Annotated in this window: 19 protein-coding genes; 10 read left to right on the top strand and 9 right to left on the bottom strand. The window is 67.9% G+C overall.

Features of this window, described 5'->3' with window-relative positions:
- Positions 1-117: 117 nt before the first annotated feature.
- Positions 118-2,139, bottom strand: a complete 2,022-nt coding sequence (locus tag SNE34_RS05180) for a M2 family metallopeptidase (RefSeq protein ID WP_332615326.1) — start codon at positions 2,137-2,139, stop codon at positions 118-120.
- Positions 2,140-2,626: 487 nt separating this feature from the next.
- On the opposite strand from SNE34_RS05180, the gene SNE34_RS05175 reads away from it, so the two are divergent.
- The 6 genes from SNE34_RS05175 to SNE34_RS05150 all read left to right on the top strand — a co-directional run bounded on the left by SNE34_RS05175 (position 2,627) and on the right by SNE34_RS05150 (position 7,566).
- Complete coding sequence (locus SNE34_RS05175) at positions 2,627-2,929, top strand: hypothetical protein (RefSeq protein WP_332615324.1); 303 nt, start codon at positions 2,627-2,629, stop codon at positions 2,927-2,929.
- 90 nt (positions 2,930-3,019) lie between these two features.
- Positions 3,020-3,319 (top strand): hypothetical protein, encoded by a 300-nt coding sequence (locus SNE34_RS05170; RefSeq protein WP_332615322.1) that lies wholly within the window; start codon positions 3,020-3,022, stop codon positions 3,317-3,319.
- Between the two features lie 75 nt (positions 3,320-3,394).
- Positions 3,395-3,796, top strand: coding sequence for a hypothetical protein (locus SNE34_RS05165; RefSeq protein ID WP_332615320.1), 402 nt, complete (start codon positions 3,395-3,397; stop codon positions 3,794-3,796).
- Between the two features lie 177 nt (positions 3,797-3,973).
- Complete coding sequence (locus SNE34_RS05160) at positions 3,974-5,584, top strand: DUF4384 domain-containing protein (RefSeq protein ID WP_332615708.1); 1,611 nt, start codon at positions 3,974-3,976, stop codon at positions 5,582-5,584.
- A gap of 10 nt (positions 5,585-5,594) precedes the next feature.
- Positions 5,595-6,845, top strand: coding sequence for a tetratricopeptide repeat protein (locus tag SNE34_RS05155; RefSeq protein WP_332615318.1), 1,251 nt, complete (start codon positions 5,595-5,597; stop codon positions 6,843-6,845).
- Between the two features lie 61 nt (positions 6,846-6,906).
- The gene (locus SNE34_RS05150) at positions 6,907-7,566 is read left to right on the top strand and encodes a pentapeptide repeat-containing protein (protein ID WP_332615316.1); all 660 of its coding nucleotides are present in this window, start codon (positions 6,907-6,909) and stop codon (positions 7,564-7,566) included.
- Between the two features lie 48 nt (positions 7,567-7,614).
- On the opposite strand, the gene SNE34_RS05145 is transcribed toward SNE34_RS05150, so the two are convergent.
- From SNE34_RS05145 to SNE34_RS05110, 8 genes are all read right to left on the bottom strand, one after another.
- The gene (locus SNE34_RS05145) at positions 7,615-8,583 is read right to left on the bottom strand and encodes a lysylphosphatidylglycerol synthase transmembrane domain-containing protein (RefSeq protein ID WP_332615313.1); all 969 of its coding nucleotides are present in this window, start codon (positions 8,581-8,583) and stop codon (positions 7,615-7,617) included.
- On the bottom strand, positions 8,580-9,779 hold the full coding sequence (gene clsB / locus SNE34_RS05140) for a cardiolipin synthase ClsB (RefSeq protein WP_332615311.1): 1,200 nt from the start codon (positions 9,777-9,779) through the stop codon (positions 8,580-8,582). Before clsB ends, SNE34_RS05145 begins: the two co-directional genes overlap by 4 nt.
- On the bottom strand, positions 9,776-10,519 hold the full coding sequence (locus SNE34_RS05135) for an endonuclease/exonuclease/phosphatase family protein (protein WP_332615309.1): 744 nt from the start codon (positions 10,517-10,519) through the stop codon (positions 9,776-9,778). Before SNE34_RS05135 ends, clsB begins: the two co-directional genes overlap by 4 nt.
- Before the next feature lie 130 nt (positions 10,520-10,649).
- On the bottom strand, positions 10,650-11,120 hold the full coding sequence (locus tag SNE34_RS05130; RefSeq protein ID WP_332615307.1) for a hypothetical protein: 471 nt from the start codon (positions 11,118-11,120) through the stop codon (positions 10,650-10,652).
- Positions 11,121-11,248: 128 nt separating this feature from the next.
- Positions 11,249-11,524, bottom strand: a complete 276-nt coding sequence (gene minE, locus SNE34_RS05125; protein WP_332615305.1) for a cell division topological specificity factor MinE — start codon at positions 11,522-11,524, stop codon at positions 11,249-11,251.
- Positions 11,525-11,527: 3 nt separating this feature from the next.
- Entirely contained in the window at positions 11,528-12,337 is an 810-nt protein-coding gene (gene minD, locus SNE34_RS05120; RefSeq protein WP_332615304.1) for a septum site-determining protein MinD, read from the bottom strand.
- Positions 12,338-12,422: 85 nt separating this feature from the next.
- Positions 12,423-13,217, bottom strand: a complete 795-nt coding sequence (gene minC / locus SNE34_RS05115) for a septum site-determining protein MinC (protein ID WP_332615302.1) — start codon at positions 13,215-13,217, stop codon at positions 12,423-12,425.
- Positions 13,214-13,813, bottom strand: coding sequence for a GNAT family N-acetyltransferase (locus tag SNE34_RS05110; RefSeq protein WP_332615300.1), 600 nt, complete (start codon positions 13,811-13,813; stop codon positions 13,214-13,216). The genes minC and SNE34_RS05110 overlap by 4 nt, the downstream gene beginning before the upstream one ends.
- Positions 13,814-13,987: 174 nt before the next feature.
- On the opposite strand from SNE34_RS05110, the gene SNE34_RS05105 reads away from it, so the two are divergent.
- The 4 genes from SNE34_RS05105 to SNE34_RS05090 all read left to right on the top strand — a co-directional run bounded on the left by SNE34_RS05105 (position 13,988) and on the right by SNE34_RS05090 (position 17,676).
- Positions 13,988-15,205: a sensor histidine kinase gene (locus SNE34_RS05105; protein WP_332615298.1), complete on the top strand. Its 1,218-nt coding sequence runs from the start codon at positions 13,988-13,990 to the stop codon at positions 15,203-15,205.
- Positions 15,202-15,855: a response regulator transcription factor gene (locus SNE34_RS05100; protein WP_332615296.1), complete on the top strand. Its 654-nt coding sequence runs from the start codon at positions 15,202-15,204 to the stop codon at positions 15,853-15,855. The genes SNE34_RS05105 and SNE34_RS05100 overlap by 4 nt, the downstream gene beginning before the upstream one ends.
- Positions 15,856-16,013: 158 nt before the next feature.
- A complete protein-coding gene (locus SNE34_RS05095; protein ID WP_332615294.1) occupies positions 16,014-17,174 on the top strand; it encodes a polyketide cyclase in 1,161 nt (386 codons plus the stop codon).
- A gap of 157 nt (positions 17,175-17,331) precedes the next feature.
- On the top strand, positions 17,332-17,676 hold the full coding sequence (locus SNE34_RS05090; protein WP_332615292.1) for a DUF423 domain-containing protein: 345 nt from the start codon (positions 17,332-17,334) through the stop codon (positions 17,674-17,676).

Raw genomic sequence — 17,676 nt, 5'->3', positions numbered from 1 at the left:
GCCGGTGCATGGACACCGCATCCGCGCAAAACCTGTAGGAGCGGCTTCAGCCGCGATCTGAAACCGGCGCGTGCGCCCGATCCAGATCGCGGCTGAAGCCGCTCCTACAAAGGGCGGTCAGCCTTGGTTGGGGATCGGCTTCCCGGCCGGCTCTTCAGCAGTCGGCTCTTCAGCCGGCGCGGCCGCGGTCGCACTCGGCTGCCAGCCGCAGGTCTGGCCTTCGTTCTGCTGCACCAGCCACTCCTGCAACGGGCCGAAATATTCCAGCACCGCGCTGGCGTCCATCTTCTCGCCGCCGGTCAGTTCCTTCAGCGTGGCCTGCCACGGCTGGCTCGCGCCCTTGCTCAGCATCGCCTGCAGCTTCGCGCCTGCGGCCTTGTTGCCGTAGAAGCTGCACTGGTGCAGCGGGCCGGTGTAGCCGGCGGCGTCGCACAGCGATTTGTAGAACTGGAACTGCAGCACGTGGGCGAGGAAGTAGCGGGTGTACGGGGTGTTGCCCGGCACGTGGTACTTCGAACCCGGATCGAAGAACTCCTCGCCGCGCGCTTCCACCGGCGCCACGCCTTGGTACTTGGCCTTCAGGTCCCACCAGGCCTGGTTGTATTCGCCCGGCTCGATCGAGCCGTCGAACACGCCCCAGCGCCAGCGGTCGATCATCAGCCCGAACGGCAGGAACGCGATCTTGGCCAGCGCCATCCGCATCTGCGCGTTGATCAGCGCTTCCTCGGACTGCTGCTGGGCGTCGACCAGCTCGATCGACTCCAGGTACTTGGGCGTCATCGCCAGCACGATGGTGTCGCCGATCGCCTCGTGGAAGCCGTCGTGTGCGCCGGCCTGGAACAGCGGCGGCAGGTCGTTGTAGGCCAGGTAGTAATACACGTGGCCGAGCTCGTGGTAGATCGTGGTGAAGTCTTCCTCGTTGGGCTTGATGCACATCTTGGTGCGCACGTCGCCGCGCATGTTCATGTCCCACGCGCTGGCGTGGCAGACCACGTCGCGGTCGCGCGGCTTGATGAACTGGGTGTTCTCCCAGTAGCTGTCGGGCAGCTTGGTCAGGCCCAGCGAGACGTAGAAGTCCTCGGCGCGCTTGGTCATCTGCCGGGCGGCGGCTTCCTGCGCGTCCTGCTCGATCTGCGCCAGCGTCGCGGGGTCGCGGTCGCCGGTGTGCTGGGCCAGTTTCTGCGCATGGATCTGCTGGTAGCGCGACTCCAGCGCGCCGGTGATGTCGAGGCTGCCGGCGCCTTCGTACGGCGCCACCACGTCCCACAGGTTGCCCCAGTCCTGCTGCCACATGTTGCCCAGCAGATGCGCCGGCAGCATGCCGCCGGCGACCTGGGCCTTGTCGCCGTAGCGGGCGGTCAGGCGGGTACGGGTGTAGCAGTGCAACTGCTCGTACAGCGGCTTGACCTGGCTCCACAGCCGGTCGGTCTCGGCGGCGATCTCGACCGGGCTCATGTCGTAGGCCGAGCGCCACATCTCGCCGGCATCGGCGAAGCCCATCTCATCGGCGCCCAGGTTCACCAGCTCGACGAAGCGGGTGTAGTCCTTGCGCATCGGCGGGGAGATCGTGTGCCAGCCGCGCCAGGCTTCCAGTTGGGCGTCGTAGTCGCGATTGTTGCGCAGCACGTCCTCGAGCTCGCCGAGCTGGCGGCAGGTCGACTCGTCGGCGGGGTCGGTGCAGTACGTGCCGGAGCCGTACAGGCCTTCCATGCGGGTCACGATCTGGGTCAGCTCGGCCAGCTTGGCCGGATCGGTCGGCGCCGGCATCGCGGTCGCCAGCTTCAGCAACTGGATCGAGCGCGCGGTCTCGGCCGACATCTGCTGGCCCTCGAAGCGCTTGGACTGCTCGATCCAGCTGTTGAGCTGGGCGAGGTAGCGCTCGTTGGCCTTGGCCGACAGCAACTGGCTGTCGTCATTGATGTAGGTCGAGGACAGCCACTGCGCCGCGGTGAGCTGCGGGTACATCTCCATGAACTCGTCGTTGACCCGGGCGATGAACTGGTCGGCGGTCTCCTCCGCCGTGGCGGTGCCGGTGGCGGTCTCGCGTTCCGTGTCCGGAGTCGGCGACCGGTCGCAGCCGGCCAGGCCGATCACGGCCGCGGTGATGCTGAGCGCAAGAAGTGCGCGGACGGGTTTCATCGGGAAGGACTCCGTGTGTTGGAGCGCGTTCATCGCGCCGAATTCCGAAGGCTAGAGAGGGGGCGGGCGCGGTGCAAGCGAGCGGGGGAGGGCTAGGTACCGGGAGCCATGGCGGCGCGATTCGCGCGGAATCCGCGCATATGACGTCCTGCGTCACTTTTTCGCTGGCGGCGAAAAAGGCGGATCCGCCCGGAGCCCCAGTCAGGAATCCTTCAGGAACCAGCACCAAAACCGCCAAGTCGGTGTGTCCGAAAAGTGAAATCCAGCAAAAATTCGCTTGTTCGACGGGAATTTTCCTCGATCGCGCAGAAACGGCCATCAACGCGCCAAACGCTTGCGGTTGTCATCCTCGGCCGCTATTGGCGGCGGGGTCGTCACAAAACCTTGATTTGACAACACGATAGTCGCTCGAAAAAGTGACGCTCTACGGCAGGTTGTCCCGACCGCCTGCCTTGGCGAAGGACCACGACAATCCATGGGGAACGGCATGAACAAGACGCATCGAATCCTGGCAGTTTCCGCAGTGCTGGCCCTTTCGGCCTCCGGCGGCGCCTTCGCCCAGGAGCGCGTGGTCATCAGCGGCGGCAACTCGCAGACGGTCCACGTCTCGGGAAGCATCACCAACGAGGCCAATTCCGGCGCCACCGCCAAGGTCAACATCGGCTCGGTCAGCGGCGCCAGCGTCGGCAGCAACAGCCAGTCGGTGTCGGTCGACGGTTCGATCCACAACGAGGCCTCCGGCTCCGGCTCCAAGGCCATCATCAATATCGGCTCGGTCAGCGACGAGTAGACCGGCCACGACGAGGCATCCGACTCGCGTGTCCGGCCCGCACGCGAGTGTGCATTTTCCCTTTCGGGCCAGACGACGAGGAACCATCCGATGAAGAAGTCCCCCCTGCTGCTGGTCGCCGCCGCCACCCTGATCCTGTCGGGCACCGCGCTCGCGGAAGTCAAGATCGGCGGCAACAACAACCAGGAAACCACCGTCAACGGCGCCATCGCCAACACCGCGGTCGGCGCGATGACCACGGCGACCCAGAACGTGTCGTCGAACAAGGGCAACGTCGATATCGGTGGCAACAACAACCAGGCCACCACCGTCAACGGCGCGATCGCCAACACCGCGACCGGCGCGATGGCGGAAGCCACCCAGAACGTCTCGTCCAACGAAGGCGAGTAAGCCTTTCCGGAGTCACGGGCGCGCCTGGCGTGCGCCCGTGGCCTCTTGCGAGGCTGCAATGAAGGGGCAAACCGCATGAAGATGCTCGCAACACGCTGGTCCGTACCGGGCTTGTCCGCCGCCGGCGCCCGCATCGCCGGGCTGGCACTGGTCCTCGCGGTGCTGGCGCCGTTGGCGCAGGCGCAGCAGAAGGACGTCACGCCACGCCGCGGGATCGATCCGTGGGATCGCGCCAAAGTCAGCCAGGTCCAGGCCAAGCGCTGGATCGCCGGCGCCACCAGCCAGACCCCGCAGGACACCACCGTCATCGACAGTGGCCCGGGCGGCGGCAAGACCTGCATCACCAATGTCGGCACCACCGCGCAGACGCCGACCACCGTCGGCAGCTTCACCCCGCGTTACGGCCCCAGCCCGCGCGGACAGCAGCAGGAACGCGTGGTGGTGGTCAACGGCAGCGTGATCAACGTCTGCAAGTAACACCGACTGCAGCACTCCAGAGGGTGCCGGACGCGTGTCCGGATGGATGCTGTCGGCCGAAATTCAATCTCATACGGATACACACGACGGATGACCAACCAGCGTAGGCGGGCGTGTTCGGCACGGCTTGGGGTGAAGGGTGAGGGGAACAAGGGCGCGAGGAACAAGAGCGTGGGGATGAAGGTGCTGGCGATCGCGGCGGCGGTCACCGTGCTGGCGGGATGCGGCACGCTGGGCAAGAACGGCACCCGCAAACACGCCGAGTTCTATGACCAGGCCACGGTCGAGAACCGCCCGGTGGTGTGGCCGGTGCGCTCGGTCAGCAGCTTCAACGACTCGCTGGCCTGCATGGACCGGATGCTGCGCGACAACCACATCAACCAGGTCACGATCACCTCCAAGGACATCCCGGACGCGTCGGGCAAGGTGTACGTCTCCGCCACCGACATGCTGATCACGTCGCTGTCGGAAATGTCGCGGCTGAGCAACACCTTCCGCTTCGTCGACTACGAGGTGAACCCGCTCAACCAGGACACGGTCCAGACCCTCAGCGGGCTGATGTTGCAGAGCAACCAGATGCTGATCCAGATGCCGCAGCTGTACGTGTCGGGTGCGATCAGCTTCCTCGACCAGAACGTCATGATCGACCGGCGCGGCTTCGGCGCGGCGTCGGAGGACGCGGAGATCGGCTGGTCGCGCGACCTCGCCGGCAGCGTCATGGGCATGGACTTCCACTTGGGCGACTTCATCACCCGCACGCTGCTTCCGGGCGTGCATTCGGCCAACGAAATCACCATCGCCGCCAAGGGTTCGGGCATCGACATCGGCGGCCGGATCAAGAAGGCCGGCGTGCAGATCGAGGTCGGCGGCGACTATTCGCAGGGCGTCGGCCCGGCGGCGCGCACCCTGATCGACCTGAGCATGATCGAGCTGGTCGGCAAGTGGGCGCGGGTGCCGTACTGGCAGTGCCTCGCGCTCGACCAGGCGCATCCGGAGTTCCAGCGCCAGCTTCGCCAGTGGTTCCTGGAGATGGACGAAGGCGAGCGCGTGGGGTTCATCCAGCGCGGCCTGCGTGCCAAGGGCTACTACGCCGGCGACGCCAGCGCGACGCAGATCACCCCGAAGCTGCGGCTGGCGATCCAGCGGTTCCAACTGGACCAGGGCCTGCTGGCGACCGGCCAATCCGGCTTCGAGACCTACGAGCACTTGGCGCGCGATTACGTCCGCACCGACGGCGACGGCAACTTCGTGCAGGTCGGATGGGGCGAGGCCGGATCGACCGACAGCCGCCTGCCACCGGCGTTGGCCGTCGAGCCGCGCAACGGCAGCCCGGCGCTGGATTCGACCAAGCCGCGCCTGCCGCGAGTCGAGATCACCCTGCCCACCGCCGGCAAGGCACGGCCGCTGGGCGAGTTGCTGTCGTTCAACATCAGCGTCGACCGCACGTCCTACCTGCAGTGCTATTACCGCGATGCCAAGGGCGCGATCGCGCAGGTCTATCCCAACCCGCTGCAGCCGACCGCGCTGGTCGAAGGCAATCGCGCGCTGCTGGTGCCCGATGTCGGCAACCCGCAGAGCTTCGCGATCGCGCTCACCGCGCCCGGCATCGAGGAATTGCGCTGCCTGGCCAGCCCGGTCGATCCGTCGGCGCTGTTGCCGGCGGCCCTGCAGGCACCGGCGCTGACGCCGCTCGACGTGCGTTCGCTGGATGCGCTCGAGCAGGACTATCGCCGCTCGGTGGGCGGTGGTGTCGGCAGGGGCCGGGTCGAGTGGTCGGTGACCCCGTGAGGCGCGGCTGATGCCCTGGCTGGATTCGGGCCGTTCGCTGGCGGTGCGTACCGCGATGCTGGCGGGGTTCGGCCTAGTGGCCGGGTTGTCGACGGTGCCGGTACGGGCGGAGATCGTCCCGATGACGCCGCCAGTGGTGCTGGCACCGGTGCCGGTGCCGGCGCCGGATGGCGGGACCCCGGCAGATTCCGTGTCAGAAGTCGTGCCGGCCGGCGGCGAGGCCGCGGAGATTGTTCCCGCGAAGCCATCGTCGCCAGTCCCGCCGGAGTCCACGCCGACCGGATTGCCCGAGTCGGCCCCCGGTTCTGCCGCCCCCGAACCGCCGACCGGCAACATCCGCTGGCCATCGGTGCCGGCGACCACGCCGGCGGCGACCGGGCAGGTTCCAGCGAGCGATCCCGCTCAGGGCCAGTTGCTCCCCGACGCCGAGGCCGACGCCAACACCGGGGAGGTCGCCCCCGATCCGCTGCAGCGTGGGCTGGAGGCCTACCGCGGCGACGGCGATCCGCGCAGTTATGCCGAGGCCGCGCGCTGGTTCCGGACCGCGGCAGAGGCGGGCGACCGCCGGGCGGCGATGGCGTACGCCTATCTGCAGGGACTGGGCCTGGGCATCGCCCGGGATCCGGTTGCCGCAAGACGGCTGCTGCAACAGCTGAGCGAAGCCGGCTTCGCCCGCGCCGACTATCTGGCCGCGTTGCTGCTGGCGGCCGACCCACGGCCCGGTGCGAGCCGTCGCGAGGGCGAATTCCGCGAGCGTGCCGCGCGCGGCGGCGATGCCGTGGCGCAGAACGCGATGGGCGTCCACTACCAGTTGCAGGGCGACCGGACCACCGCGCAGATGTGGTACCGCCGCGCCGCCGACAGCGGCAGCGCGGCGGCGAAGGGCAACCTCGCCAGCCTCGTGCGCAGCGAGCAGGCGCGTGAGCAGGAAGCCACGCCGGCCATCGCGGCGGACGATGCGGACGCGTTGTTCGAGCAGGCGCGTCGCCACCATCGCGGCGATGGCGTGGCGGTCGACTACGGCAAGGCCTTGCAGCTGTATCGCCGGGCGGCGGCGAATGGCAGCAAGCCGGCCCAGCAGATGCTGGGGCTGATCCAGTCGCGCAGCCTGCCCGGCGGCGGGTTCGATCCTGGATGGATGCGCCAGTTGGCCTTTGCCGCGGTGGGCGACTCCGGCACGAGCCCGGTGTCCAGCGTGGCCGCCGCCGCGCAACCGCAACTGGATGACCCGCTCAGCGGCCTGTCCGCACTAGAACCTTGAACCGCCTGCCGTTGAACCACCCATTCCCTCCCGCGTCACCCATCCCCCACAGGAGCGCGCCATGACCCTTCGCAGATCACGTCTCATGCTTGCCGGCGGCGGCCTGCTGCTCGCCTTTCTGGCGACGCCCGCATTCGCGCAAAGCGTCGATGTCGATGCCAACGGCAACGTCCGCGTCGACAGCGGCAACGGCACCGTCGTCCGCGCCGGCCAGGACGGGGCCGACGTCCACACCAACGGTGCACGGATCGAAGCCGACGGCCGTCAGGATATTTCCTCGCGCAGCGGCGACTACCGCAACGACGGCGACAACGTGCAGCGCGGCCGGGTCGATGTCCGCGCCGACGGCGGCGTGCACGTGACCGGTGCCGACGGCGGTCGCGCGACCACCACCGTGGGCGGGCGCACGATCACCTCCGGTTCCGCCGCCGGCGGCACGCTCAGCTACGTCAACCAGGACCTGGACGAAAGCAATTTCTCGGGCCGGCGGATGGCCGGTGCCGCGTTCGTCAACTCCGAGCTCAATCGCACCGACTTCCGCAACACGATCCTGGTCGGCGCCAACTTCGCCAATGCCGAACTCGTCGACGCCGACTTTCGCGGTGCCAACCTGCGCAATGCGAACCTGGTCAATGCCGAGCTGTCGGGCGCGCGATTCGATGGCGCGACTTGGGTCGATGGCCGCGTCTGCAACAGCGGTTCGGTCGGCGGCTGCCGCTGAGCCGGGGCGCCGCCGAGGTCGCCTCGGCGGCAGAACCACCGCGAATGCTCAATCGTGATCGCTTCGCTGGGCCTCGTTCCGGCGTGCGGCCGGCTTGCGCCCGGCGTGTGCTTCGAGAAACAGGTACAGCATCGCCGCCAGCAGCAGCGGCCCGATATGGAACAGCGCCCGCCAGGTCAGTACCGCGGCGAGCACCTGCGCGGTTCCCAGTTGCGCGCCCAGCAGGGCGACGAACACCGCTTCCATCACCCCGAGGTTGGCGGGGACGCGGATCACCAGGTTGGCCAGCACGCTCAACAGCAGGATGCCGGCAACGGTGACGAAGGCGACGTCCGCAAGCAATAACAGGTAGAGGATGGTCGCGATCGCGAGCCAGCTGGCGCAGGCCAACACCAGTTGCGACAGCGCGATCGCCAGCGATGGCAACTCGATCCGGTGACCGCGGGGCGACCAGCTGCGTCGCGGCGAGAACGCGCACAGGCCCAGCCATGTGGCCAGCGCGGCCAGCATCACCGACCCGGCCACGGGCAATACCCACGGCGCCACCGGCCACTGCGCCGGCAGCGCTACCGGAGCGAACGCCAGGCTCAGCCCACCTAGCAGCAGGAACCCGGACCAGTTGCTGGCAATGGTGAAGGCGACCACGCGAGAGATCGTCGACAACCGCAACCCGGCATGCGAGTACAACCGGTAGCGAAAGCCGATGCCGCCGACCACCGCGCCGAGGTTGAGGTTGAACGCATAGCAGACGAAGGCGATCGCCAGCACCCGTCGCAACCGCAACGCGTGCCCGGTGTAGGCGCGGGCCAGTACGTCGAAGCTGCAATAGCATGAGTACGCCAGCAGCGACGCGGCCGCTGCCAGCGCCAGGCGCGATGCCGGATAACCGGCGATCGCGGCCACGACCTCGTGCCAGTCGACCATTCGCGCATACCGCCACAGCAGGAATGCCGCCACCAGCAGGAACCCGGCGACCAGCGCCCGTCGCAACCACGGCAGTCGCGCCCGCCATTTCATTGCTTTTGCACCGGCGTTGCCCGCCGCGGCCGCAACAATGTGACGTGCGGCGTGTGCGCCGGCCACAACCCGGCCCAGGCGGGAAGATGTCGCACCGTGTGGAATACCAGCAGGCTCCACAAGGTGCGCAGCGGCGTGCGCGGCGGGAGGTCCTGTCGACGCACGCGATGGCAGTGGACGTCCATGAGCTGTTGCAATCGTTCGCGCACCACGGCGTTGAACGCGCGGTCGCGGATCAGCACGTTGGCCTCCAGGTTCAGCGACAGGCTCAGCGGATCCAGGTTGCTCGAGCCCACCGTCGACCAGTTGTCATCGATGACCGCCAGCTTTCCATGCAACGGCCGCTCGCAATATTCGTAGATGTGCACGCCGCCACCGATCAGGTAGGGGTACAGCCGGCGCCCGGCATTGGCCACCATCGGCATGTCAGGTGCGCCCTGGAGGATCAGCGACACGCGCACCCCGCGGCTGGCGGCGCGGTGCAGCGCGTGCAGCAGGCGATAGCCGGGCAGGAAGTAGGCGTTGGCGATCAGGATCTCGTCCTTCGCCGCGCGGATACCCGCTAGGTACTGGTCTTCGATGTCGTTCAGATGTCCGCCGTTGTCGCGGGTGACGAAGCGGACCTCGGCATTGCCCACGGCAGCCGGTGCCTTGTCCGCGGGCCGCGTCCAGTCGCGCGGTGCGGCCGGCGCCAGCAACGCGGCGATCGCGAACGCCCGTATCTCCGCGACCACCGGCCCGTCGATCCGGACCGCGTAGTCCTGCTTGGCGCCGTCGCCATAATCGGCGAGATGGTCGGCCGAGAAGTTGATCCCGCCGACGAATGCGCACTGGCGGTCGACCACCACGATCTTGCGATGCAGACGGCGGAACAGGTTGGTGCGGAAGCCGAACAGGCGCGGCTTCGGATCGAACACGCGCAGGCACACGCCCGCGTCGGTCAGCGCCGAGATGAAGGCCGGCGACAGGTCGGGCGAGCCGTAACCGTCCACGCTAAGTTCCACCCGCACCCCGCGTTGCGCGGCGGCGACCAGGGCGGCATGCAGCCGCTTGCCGACCTTGTCCTCGAACAGGATGAAGGTCTCGATCATGACTTCTTCGCGCGCGCCGTCGATCGCGTCCAGCACCGCCGGGAAGAAGGTCTCGCCGTTCTCCAGCAACCGCACACGATTGCCCTGGCTCCAGGCGCGGCTCATGCGCGGACATCCACCAGCAGCGGCGCGTGGTCGGACAGGTGCGACCACGGCCGCCCCGACAGGATCCGGGCGCGCTCGACCTGCACGTTGCGCGAGTACACCCGGTCCAGCGCCAGCACCGGCCAGCGCGCCGGGAACGTACGCGCCGCCCGCCCGGTCGTCGCCACGAATGCCTCGCGCAGATTGCAGGGGGCGAGGAGGCGGTCCGCGCGCCGGCGCCAGTCGTTGAAATCGCCGGCGACCACCAGTGGCGCGTCGGTCGGGATCTGCTCTTCGATCAGCCGGCACAACGCCTGCAGTTGCCGCTGCCGGTGCGACTCGCGCAGTCCGAGGTGCACGCATACCGTGTGGATCTGTTGGTTCCGGCCCGGCACGTCGAGCACGCACCACAACATGCCGCGTTGCTCGGTGTCGGGGATCGAGACGTCGTGGTTCAGGTAGCGTGCGATCGGGAATTTAGACAGCACCGCGTTGCCATGGTGGCCGTGCGGGTACACCGCATTGCGGCCGTAGGCGAACTCGGGCCAGAGGGTGTCGGCGATGAATTCGTAGTGCGGGGTGGATGGCCAGTCGCCGTGCCGGCGCGACAGCGGCTCGTGGGCGCCGAGCACTTCCTGCAGGCACACCACGTCGGCCGACACCTCATGCACGGCCTCGCGCAATTCGGCCAGGATGAAGCGCCGGTTGAGCGCGCTGAAGCCCTGGTGGATGTTGACCGTGAGCAGGGTGAAGGCGACCATGCGGAAAGGCACTCCGGCGCCGGCGACGGGCCCGACGCAGCACGGCCGACTGTAGGCGCCAATCCGTGCAGGCCACGTCGCCGGTGGGTCACACGAGATCGCGATTTTTGTGCGTCTCGGCGCAGCCGGACTATTGCAGGAGGCGTGTGTCCGGGTCGACCAGCCCGCGTTGCGCCAGCCATTGCCACGCCGCCTCCGCGTCGTGTTCGAAATAGGCTTTTGCCGAACCGAGCCGGAACGTGTAGCCCCACACGTCCATGTCGGCCAGCACCCGCTCGCGACCGACCCCCGGCAGGGCATCGCCGAGCAGCGCCTGCAGCACGCAGACCGCGTCCTCTTCCTCGACCGAATCGGTGGCGTCGGTATGCACCGTCGCGCGGCGCTCCGACGGCAGCACGATCAGGTGGGCAGCTTCGTGCAGCAGCGAGTGCACCGGGGTGTCGGCGCGGGCGTGGACCCGCTCGCCGATCAGGCCGGCTTCGGATTCGCCCCAGTAGCTTCCGGGAATCGCCGCGCCGTCGGCGACCCGGACAAGTTGCAGGCCGTAGCGGGCGAGCAGGGCGGTTGGCGCGTCGAAACCGATATCGGCAAGGGTGAGCATGGAAGATCGGGATTGTGTAGGAGCGGCTTCAGCCGCGATCGGAAGTCGGCGTGGGCGAACGATTCCAGATCGCGGCTGAAGCCGCTCCTACAGGAGTGCGGTCGTGTGCTTAGGCGTACCGGGTGCAGTCAGCCGTTGGCGACCGCGCGCGCCTCGCGCTGGTCCGGCAGCGACACCGAGATGTCCAGCACCTTGTTGTCGCCATCGCCCATCAGGTCGACCTTGACCGCCTCGGCATCGACGCTGACGTACTTGCGGATCACCTCCAGCAACTCGCGCTGCAGCATCGGCAGGTAGTCGGGACCGCCGCGAGTGGCGCGCTCGTGGGCGACGATGATCCGCAGTCGGTCCTTGGCGACCGATGCGGTCTGCTTCTTGACCAGCAGGAAGTCGAACAAACCCATGTCTTAACCTCCGAACATCTTGCTGAAGAAGCCCTTTTTCTCGGGCACCACGAAGCGCATCGGGCGCGTGTCGCCGAGCAGGCGGGCGACGGCATCGTCGTAGGCCTGGGCGGCATCGGACTCGGCATCGAGGATCACCGGCTCGCCCTTGTTGGAGGCGTGCAGCACGTCGGTGGATTCCGGGATCACGCCGACCGTCTTGAGGCCGAGGATCTCTTCGACATCGCCGACGCTGAGCATCTCGCCCGACTCCACCCGCTTGGGGCTGTAGCGGGTCAGCAGCAGGTGCTCCTTGACCCGCTCGCCGTTCTCGGCGCGCCGGGTCTTGGACGACAGCAGGCCGAGGATGCGGTCGGAGTCGCGCACCGAGGAAACCTCGGGGTTGACCACCACCACCGCCTGGTCGGCGAAGTACATCGCCAGGAACGCGCCCTTCTCGATACCTGCGGGGGAGTCGCAGACGATGTAGTCGAAGCCGTCGGCGGCGAGGTCGTCGAGCACCTTCTGCACGCCCTCGGTGGTCAGCGCGTCCTTGTCGCGGGTTTGCGAGGCGGCCAGCACGTAGAGGTTCTCGAAGCGCTTGTCCTTGATCAGCGACTGCTTGAGGTTGGCCTCGCCGTTGACCACGTTGACGAAGTCGTACACCACACGGCGCTCGCAACCCATGATCAGGTCGAGGTTGCGAAGGCCGACGTCGAAGTCGATGACGGCCACCTTGTGGCCACGGCGGGCGAGGCCGCAGGCAAGGGAGGCGCTGGTCGTGGTCTTGCCGACGCCGCCCTTGCCCGAGGTGACTACGATGATTTCGGCCAAGTTCAGATCCTCCGGATATTTGGGGTAGTGCCGCGCTCGCGGGGGCGGCGCGGCGGGACAGGCGACAGCATGCCCGGTTTCTTGCTCACGGTGTGTCCAGCGCGGCGATATGCAGTTGTTCGTCCTGCAGCCAGACCTGCACGGCCTTGCCGCGCAGTTCCTTCGGGATGTCCTCGAGCACCTTGTAGTGGCCGGCGATCGCGACCAGCTCGGCGTGGAATTCGCGGCAGAAGATGCGGGCCTGCTCGTTGCCCTGGGCGCCGGCGAGGGCGCGGCCGCGCAACGGACCGTAGATGTGCACCGAGCCATCGGCGATGACCTCGGCGCCAGCGCCGACCGCGGTCAGTACGGTCAGGTCGCGGTTGTCGGCGTAGATCTGCTGGCCCGAGCGCACCAGCGGGACGTGGATCATTCCGGGGTTGCCGTTGGTGGCGGCACGGGCGGGCGCGCTGCGCGCAGGCGCCGTGTCGGGCGCGGTCTCGCGAGGCCGCGGCGGTGCCGGCTGGGGTGGGGCCGTCTCGGGCGCACCGTCGGCGCGCTCGTACTGCGCACGGAACTTGGCCAGCAGCGGCAACCCGAGAGCCTCGGCCAGGCGCTCGGTGTCGCTGGAGCCGTAGGCCAGGGCGACCGGCAATACCCCGGCCTTGCGCAGGCCATCGAGCAATGCCCGCGCGGTGTCGGTATCGGGCGTATTCGCCAGGCCACCGAAATCGATCACCACCGCGGCCCGCAGGAACAGCTTGGGCGCGCGCTGCACGCGGCCGCGCATCTCCTCGACCAGCTTGTCGACGTCGAGGGTGCGGATGCGCAGGTTGGCGATGCCGACCTGGCCGATCTTGAGCTCCCCTGCCGGTTCGTAGTCCATTGCCGCCGCGCTCATTCGGAGGTTCCGGTCGAGCGTGGAGCCTGCAGCGGATCGCGGACGCGGGCGATCCACGGCACGTCGGGCAGGGTCTTGCCATAGGTCTCCTCGACCCAGGCGTGGCTGCACAGTTCCTTCATCAGCATCGCCGCGCGCGTGCCGTTGCGGACCAGCACGCGCTGGCCGATCTCGCGAAAGCCGAAGCTGCCATGGAACAGCAGCACCGGATCGGTGACGCCCTCGAGGAATACTTCGCAGGCCATCTGCGGGTAGCGCAGCTCGGCGTAGCTCTGGGCGTCGGCATAGAACGCCCGGCCGACGCCACCGCCGCGGCGCCGGCTGGCGACGACGATGCGGTCGATATAGAAAAATTCGGGGAAGCGCTCGCGGAACCACTTGAAGTTGCGGCTGTCGTGGTCGGCACTGCTGCCCATGCCGATCAGGAACCCGACCAGGGTGCCGTCGCGCTCGGCGACGCGGAAATACTCGGCGGTATCGAAGAAATGCCGCATTCGCGCCGCGTCCAGCGGCAGGATAGCGGGGCCAGCGGCATTGTTGAGGGCAAGGACGGAATCCAGCTCGTGCTCTCGCACGTCGCGGACAACGATCGACATTCCGGGCTCCAAAGGCTTTTTCGTGCGTCGCGCGGGATTCCGCGGCAGCCGCGATTATCGCACGTGGCCCGGCGGCCGGCGACCGTCGGGCCGGGGCGCGCGACGCTAGCGGGTCGCATTCAGGCATGACTTTCGGGTGCCACGGCGGGGCGCCGATGCCAGTAGCATTCGGGGATGCTAGCCCGTCTGAACCATAGCCGACTGTTGCGTTACGCCGGTCTCTTTACCTGGGCCATGGTCGGCTGCTGGCTGGTCAACGTACTGGTCACGCTCCGGCTCGATCCGAGCCAGATAGAGCAATTGCCTGGCGGCGCCGAGCACCCGGTCGAACTGCTGATCGCGCGCTGGGTGGCGTTGTACCTGAGCTTCGGCGCGGTCTACTGGTGGATCACCCGCGACCTCGGCCAGCGCCGGCCGGACTATGTCGACCACGCCCTGCTGCTGGTGCTGACGATCTGCGCGATCGGGGTCAGCTTCTTCTCCGGCTCCGGCCTGGGCAGCGTGCTGCTGATGGTGATGGCGGGCCTGTTGCCGTGGTTGCTGCCGCTGCGGATCGGGGTGGTCTGGCTGCTGGCGGGCAACCTGGCGATCATCCCGGTGTTCGTGGCATTGCTGAACTTCCCGGTGGTGCTGGCGGTGGTGCAGTCGCTGCTGTACGCCGGCTTCTCGATCTTCGTGTTCGTCACCGCGCTGGTGGCGATGCAGCAGGCGCAGGCGCGCGAGGAGCAACGCCGGCTCAACGCCGAATTGCGCGCGACCCGGTTGCTGCTGGCCGAGAGCGCGCGGATCAACGAGCGCACCCGCATATCCCGCGAGTTGCACGACCTGCTCGGCCACCACCTGACCGCGCTGAGCCTGAACCTCGAGGTCGCCGGCCACCTCGCAGAGGGCCGCGCCAGGGAGCATGTCAGCCAGGCCCACACCCTGGCCCGGCTGCTGCTGACCGACGTCCGCGAAGCGGTCAGCCAGTTGCGCGAGAACGGCGCGATCGACCTCGCCGCGGCGCTGCAGCCACTGGCCGAGAACGTCCCCGCGCTCGACATCCACATGGACATCGACGGCCCGCTGACCCTGGACGACCCCGAGCGCGCCCATGTGCTGCTGCGCTGCACCCAGGAGATCATCACCAATGTCGTGCGCCACGCCGGCGCCGACAACCTGTGGATTCAGGCCCGCCGCGAGCAGGGCCGGATCGTCATGACCGCCCGCGACGACGGCCGCGGCGCGGAAAAGCTCGCCGCCGGCAACGGCCTGCGCGGCATGCGTGAACGACTGGCCCAGTACGGCGGTCAACTGGATATCGAAACCCGGCCGCAGGCAGGCTTCCGCCTGCACCTGACGTTGCCGGCCACGGCGGCCGAGGCCGTCGCCAGCGAAGGAGTTCCACCATGAGTTCCGCTCCGATCCGCGTCCTGCTTGTCGACGACCAGACCCTGGTCCGGCAAGGGGTACGTTCGTTGTTGGCCCTGGCCGACGGCATAGAAGTGGTGGCCGAGGCCAGCGACGGCAAGCAGGCGGTCGAGGTCATCCCGCAACTCAATCCGGACGTGGTCCTGATGGACATGCGGATGCCGGTGATGTCGGGCCTGGAAGCACTGCAGGCACTCGCCCGGCTCGGCCAGCTGCCGCCGACGATCATCCTGACCACCTTCGACGACGACCAGCTGGTGCTGGCCGGGATCAAGGCCGGGGCCAAGGGCTACCTGCTCAAGGACGTGTCGCTGGAGCAACTGGTCGACGCGATCCAGACCGTCGCCGCCGGCGGCTCGCTGATGCAGCCGGCGATGACCCAGCGCCTGCTGTCGGGGCTGGAGCACATGCGCAACGATTTCGTCAGCCTCGACCGGCCCGACCCGCTGACCGAGCGCGAGACCGAGATCCTTCGGCTGATGGCGGGCGGCTTCTCCAACAAGGAGATCGCCAACTCGCTGGGCGTGGCGGAGGGCACGATCAAGAACCACGTGTCCAACATCCTCAGCAAGCTCGGCGTGCGCGACCGTACCCGGGCGGTGCTCAAGGCGTTCGAACTGCAACTGGTGTGACGGCGCGCTGGACTTTGCGAAATCCGGGGCATCGGTCCGCCCAGCCCCGGTATCCGTCACGATTTTTGATCGAAGGAGGCTGCGCCGGGCGCGGCTTCCTTGCTAGGATTACCGGTCTGCGCCCAGTCCCGCCCCGGGCCCGGCCCTGGAGAACCTGAATGACCCGTCTGATCGAGCTCCTGATTTCACTGGCGATCGTCCTCGCCCTGTTCCTGGTTGTCGGCTTCCTGCTGCCGTCGAGTCGCCACTTCCAGACGTCGGTGGAGACCAACCGCAAGATGACGATCGTGTACGACACGTTGAACAGCCTGCGCCGTTTCGACGAGTGGAACGCGCTGGTCGCGCGCGACCCCCGCATGGACATCAAGCTGGTCGGCCCGGCCGAGGGCGTCGGCGCGCGGCTCGAGTACAGCTCCGACGAGCGTGGCATCGGCGATGGCGCCTGGGAGATCACCGATACCCAGAAGAACCGCAGCGTGACCTACTCGATCACCAACGAGCGTCGCGGCAAGAACAAGCGCACCAGCTTCATCCTCGAGCCGACCGGTCGCAACGACCGCAACGTCAAGATCACCCAGATCTACGACGTCGACTACGGCATGAACCTGCTCGGCCGCTACGCCGGCATGTACGTGAGCAGCAACATGGGCCAGGACATGAAGCTGAGCCTGTCGCGCCTGAGCAACATGCTGGCGGCGGTGCCGAACTACGACTATGCCGAACTGAGCAAGGACGACCCGTCGATGGCGCCGAGCCTGTCCGAGCGTCCGGCGCAGAACCTGCTGGTCGTGGGCGCGGCGGTGGAGCGCAACAACGACATCGTGCAGCGCACGATGAAGAACAACATGCAGTGGATCGACAAGGTCATGAAGGCCAACGGCCTCGTCGCCGACGGCCCGGTGCAGATCATCACCAACGAGTTCGGCGCCGAGACCTACTCGTTCGAAGTCGCCCAGCCGGTCCGCAAGGTCGCTGGCGGGTCCGACGAGGAGAGCGACGAGGAAGTCGCGGCCGAAGGCGAGGATGAGGCGGCTGACGAAGCGGCGACCGAGGTTGCGGCCGAAGCAGCGCCGGCCGGCAAGCTCGACATCGAACTGCAAGGCCCGGTGGAGCACGTGTACCGCGAGGCCAGCAAGGTCGCCACGGTGCCGTTCAAGGGGCACATGGCCAACCTGTCGAACGTGCGCGATGCCCTGCGTGGCTGGGCGATGACCCGCGGCTACCAGACCATCGAGCGCCCGTACGAAGCGTGGAACTCCGGTATCGACGACAGCTTCACCGAGGAAGGCGAGTTCGTCGTGTACTGGGCCATCAAGTAACGCCCGACACGGCAACCCGAACCATCGAAGCGCGCCGCGGATTCCGCGGCGCGTTTTTTTGTGGGCGGTTGCGTCGTCCTGATATCGTGCGGCAACTGCCACGAACCGGTTCCCGATGAACGCCACGACTGCTGCTGATCGACCGGATCGCTCCGCCTTGCCGTCGCGCGCCATGGCCGCCGGCGGCGGCGTCCTGGCGGGCGCCGCGGTCGCGTTGTTTGCCTATGCCGCCCACGCCGCCGAGCCGCAGGTGCAGGCGAGCCTGCATTCGGCCGCGCTGTTCGCGTTCGGCCACGGCATCGCGCTCGCGGCACTGGCGCCGCGGGCCGCGCGGCGGCTGGCGCTGGCGGCACTCGCCGGCCTGCTGCTGGGCACGCTGCTGTTCTCGGGCAGCCTCGTTTGCGCCCACTTCTTCGGCACGTCGACGCCATTGGCGCCGTGGGGCGGCAGCCTGATGATCCTTGCCTGGCTGCTGTGGGCGGCCGACGCGACGAGGCGCTGA

This window comes from Novilysobacter erysipheiresistens, from assembly GCF_036663935.1.
GTDB classification, from domain to species: Bacteria; Pseudomonadota; Gammaproteobacteria; order Xanthomonadales; family Xanthomonadaceae; genus Novilysobacter; species Novilysobacter erysipheiresistens.
The sequence above is the reverse complement of the archived record's forward strand: the minus strand, read 5'-3'. Positions and strand labels throughout refer to the sequence as shown.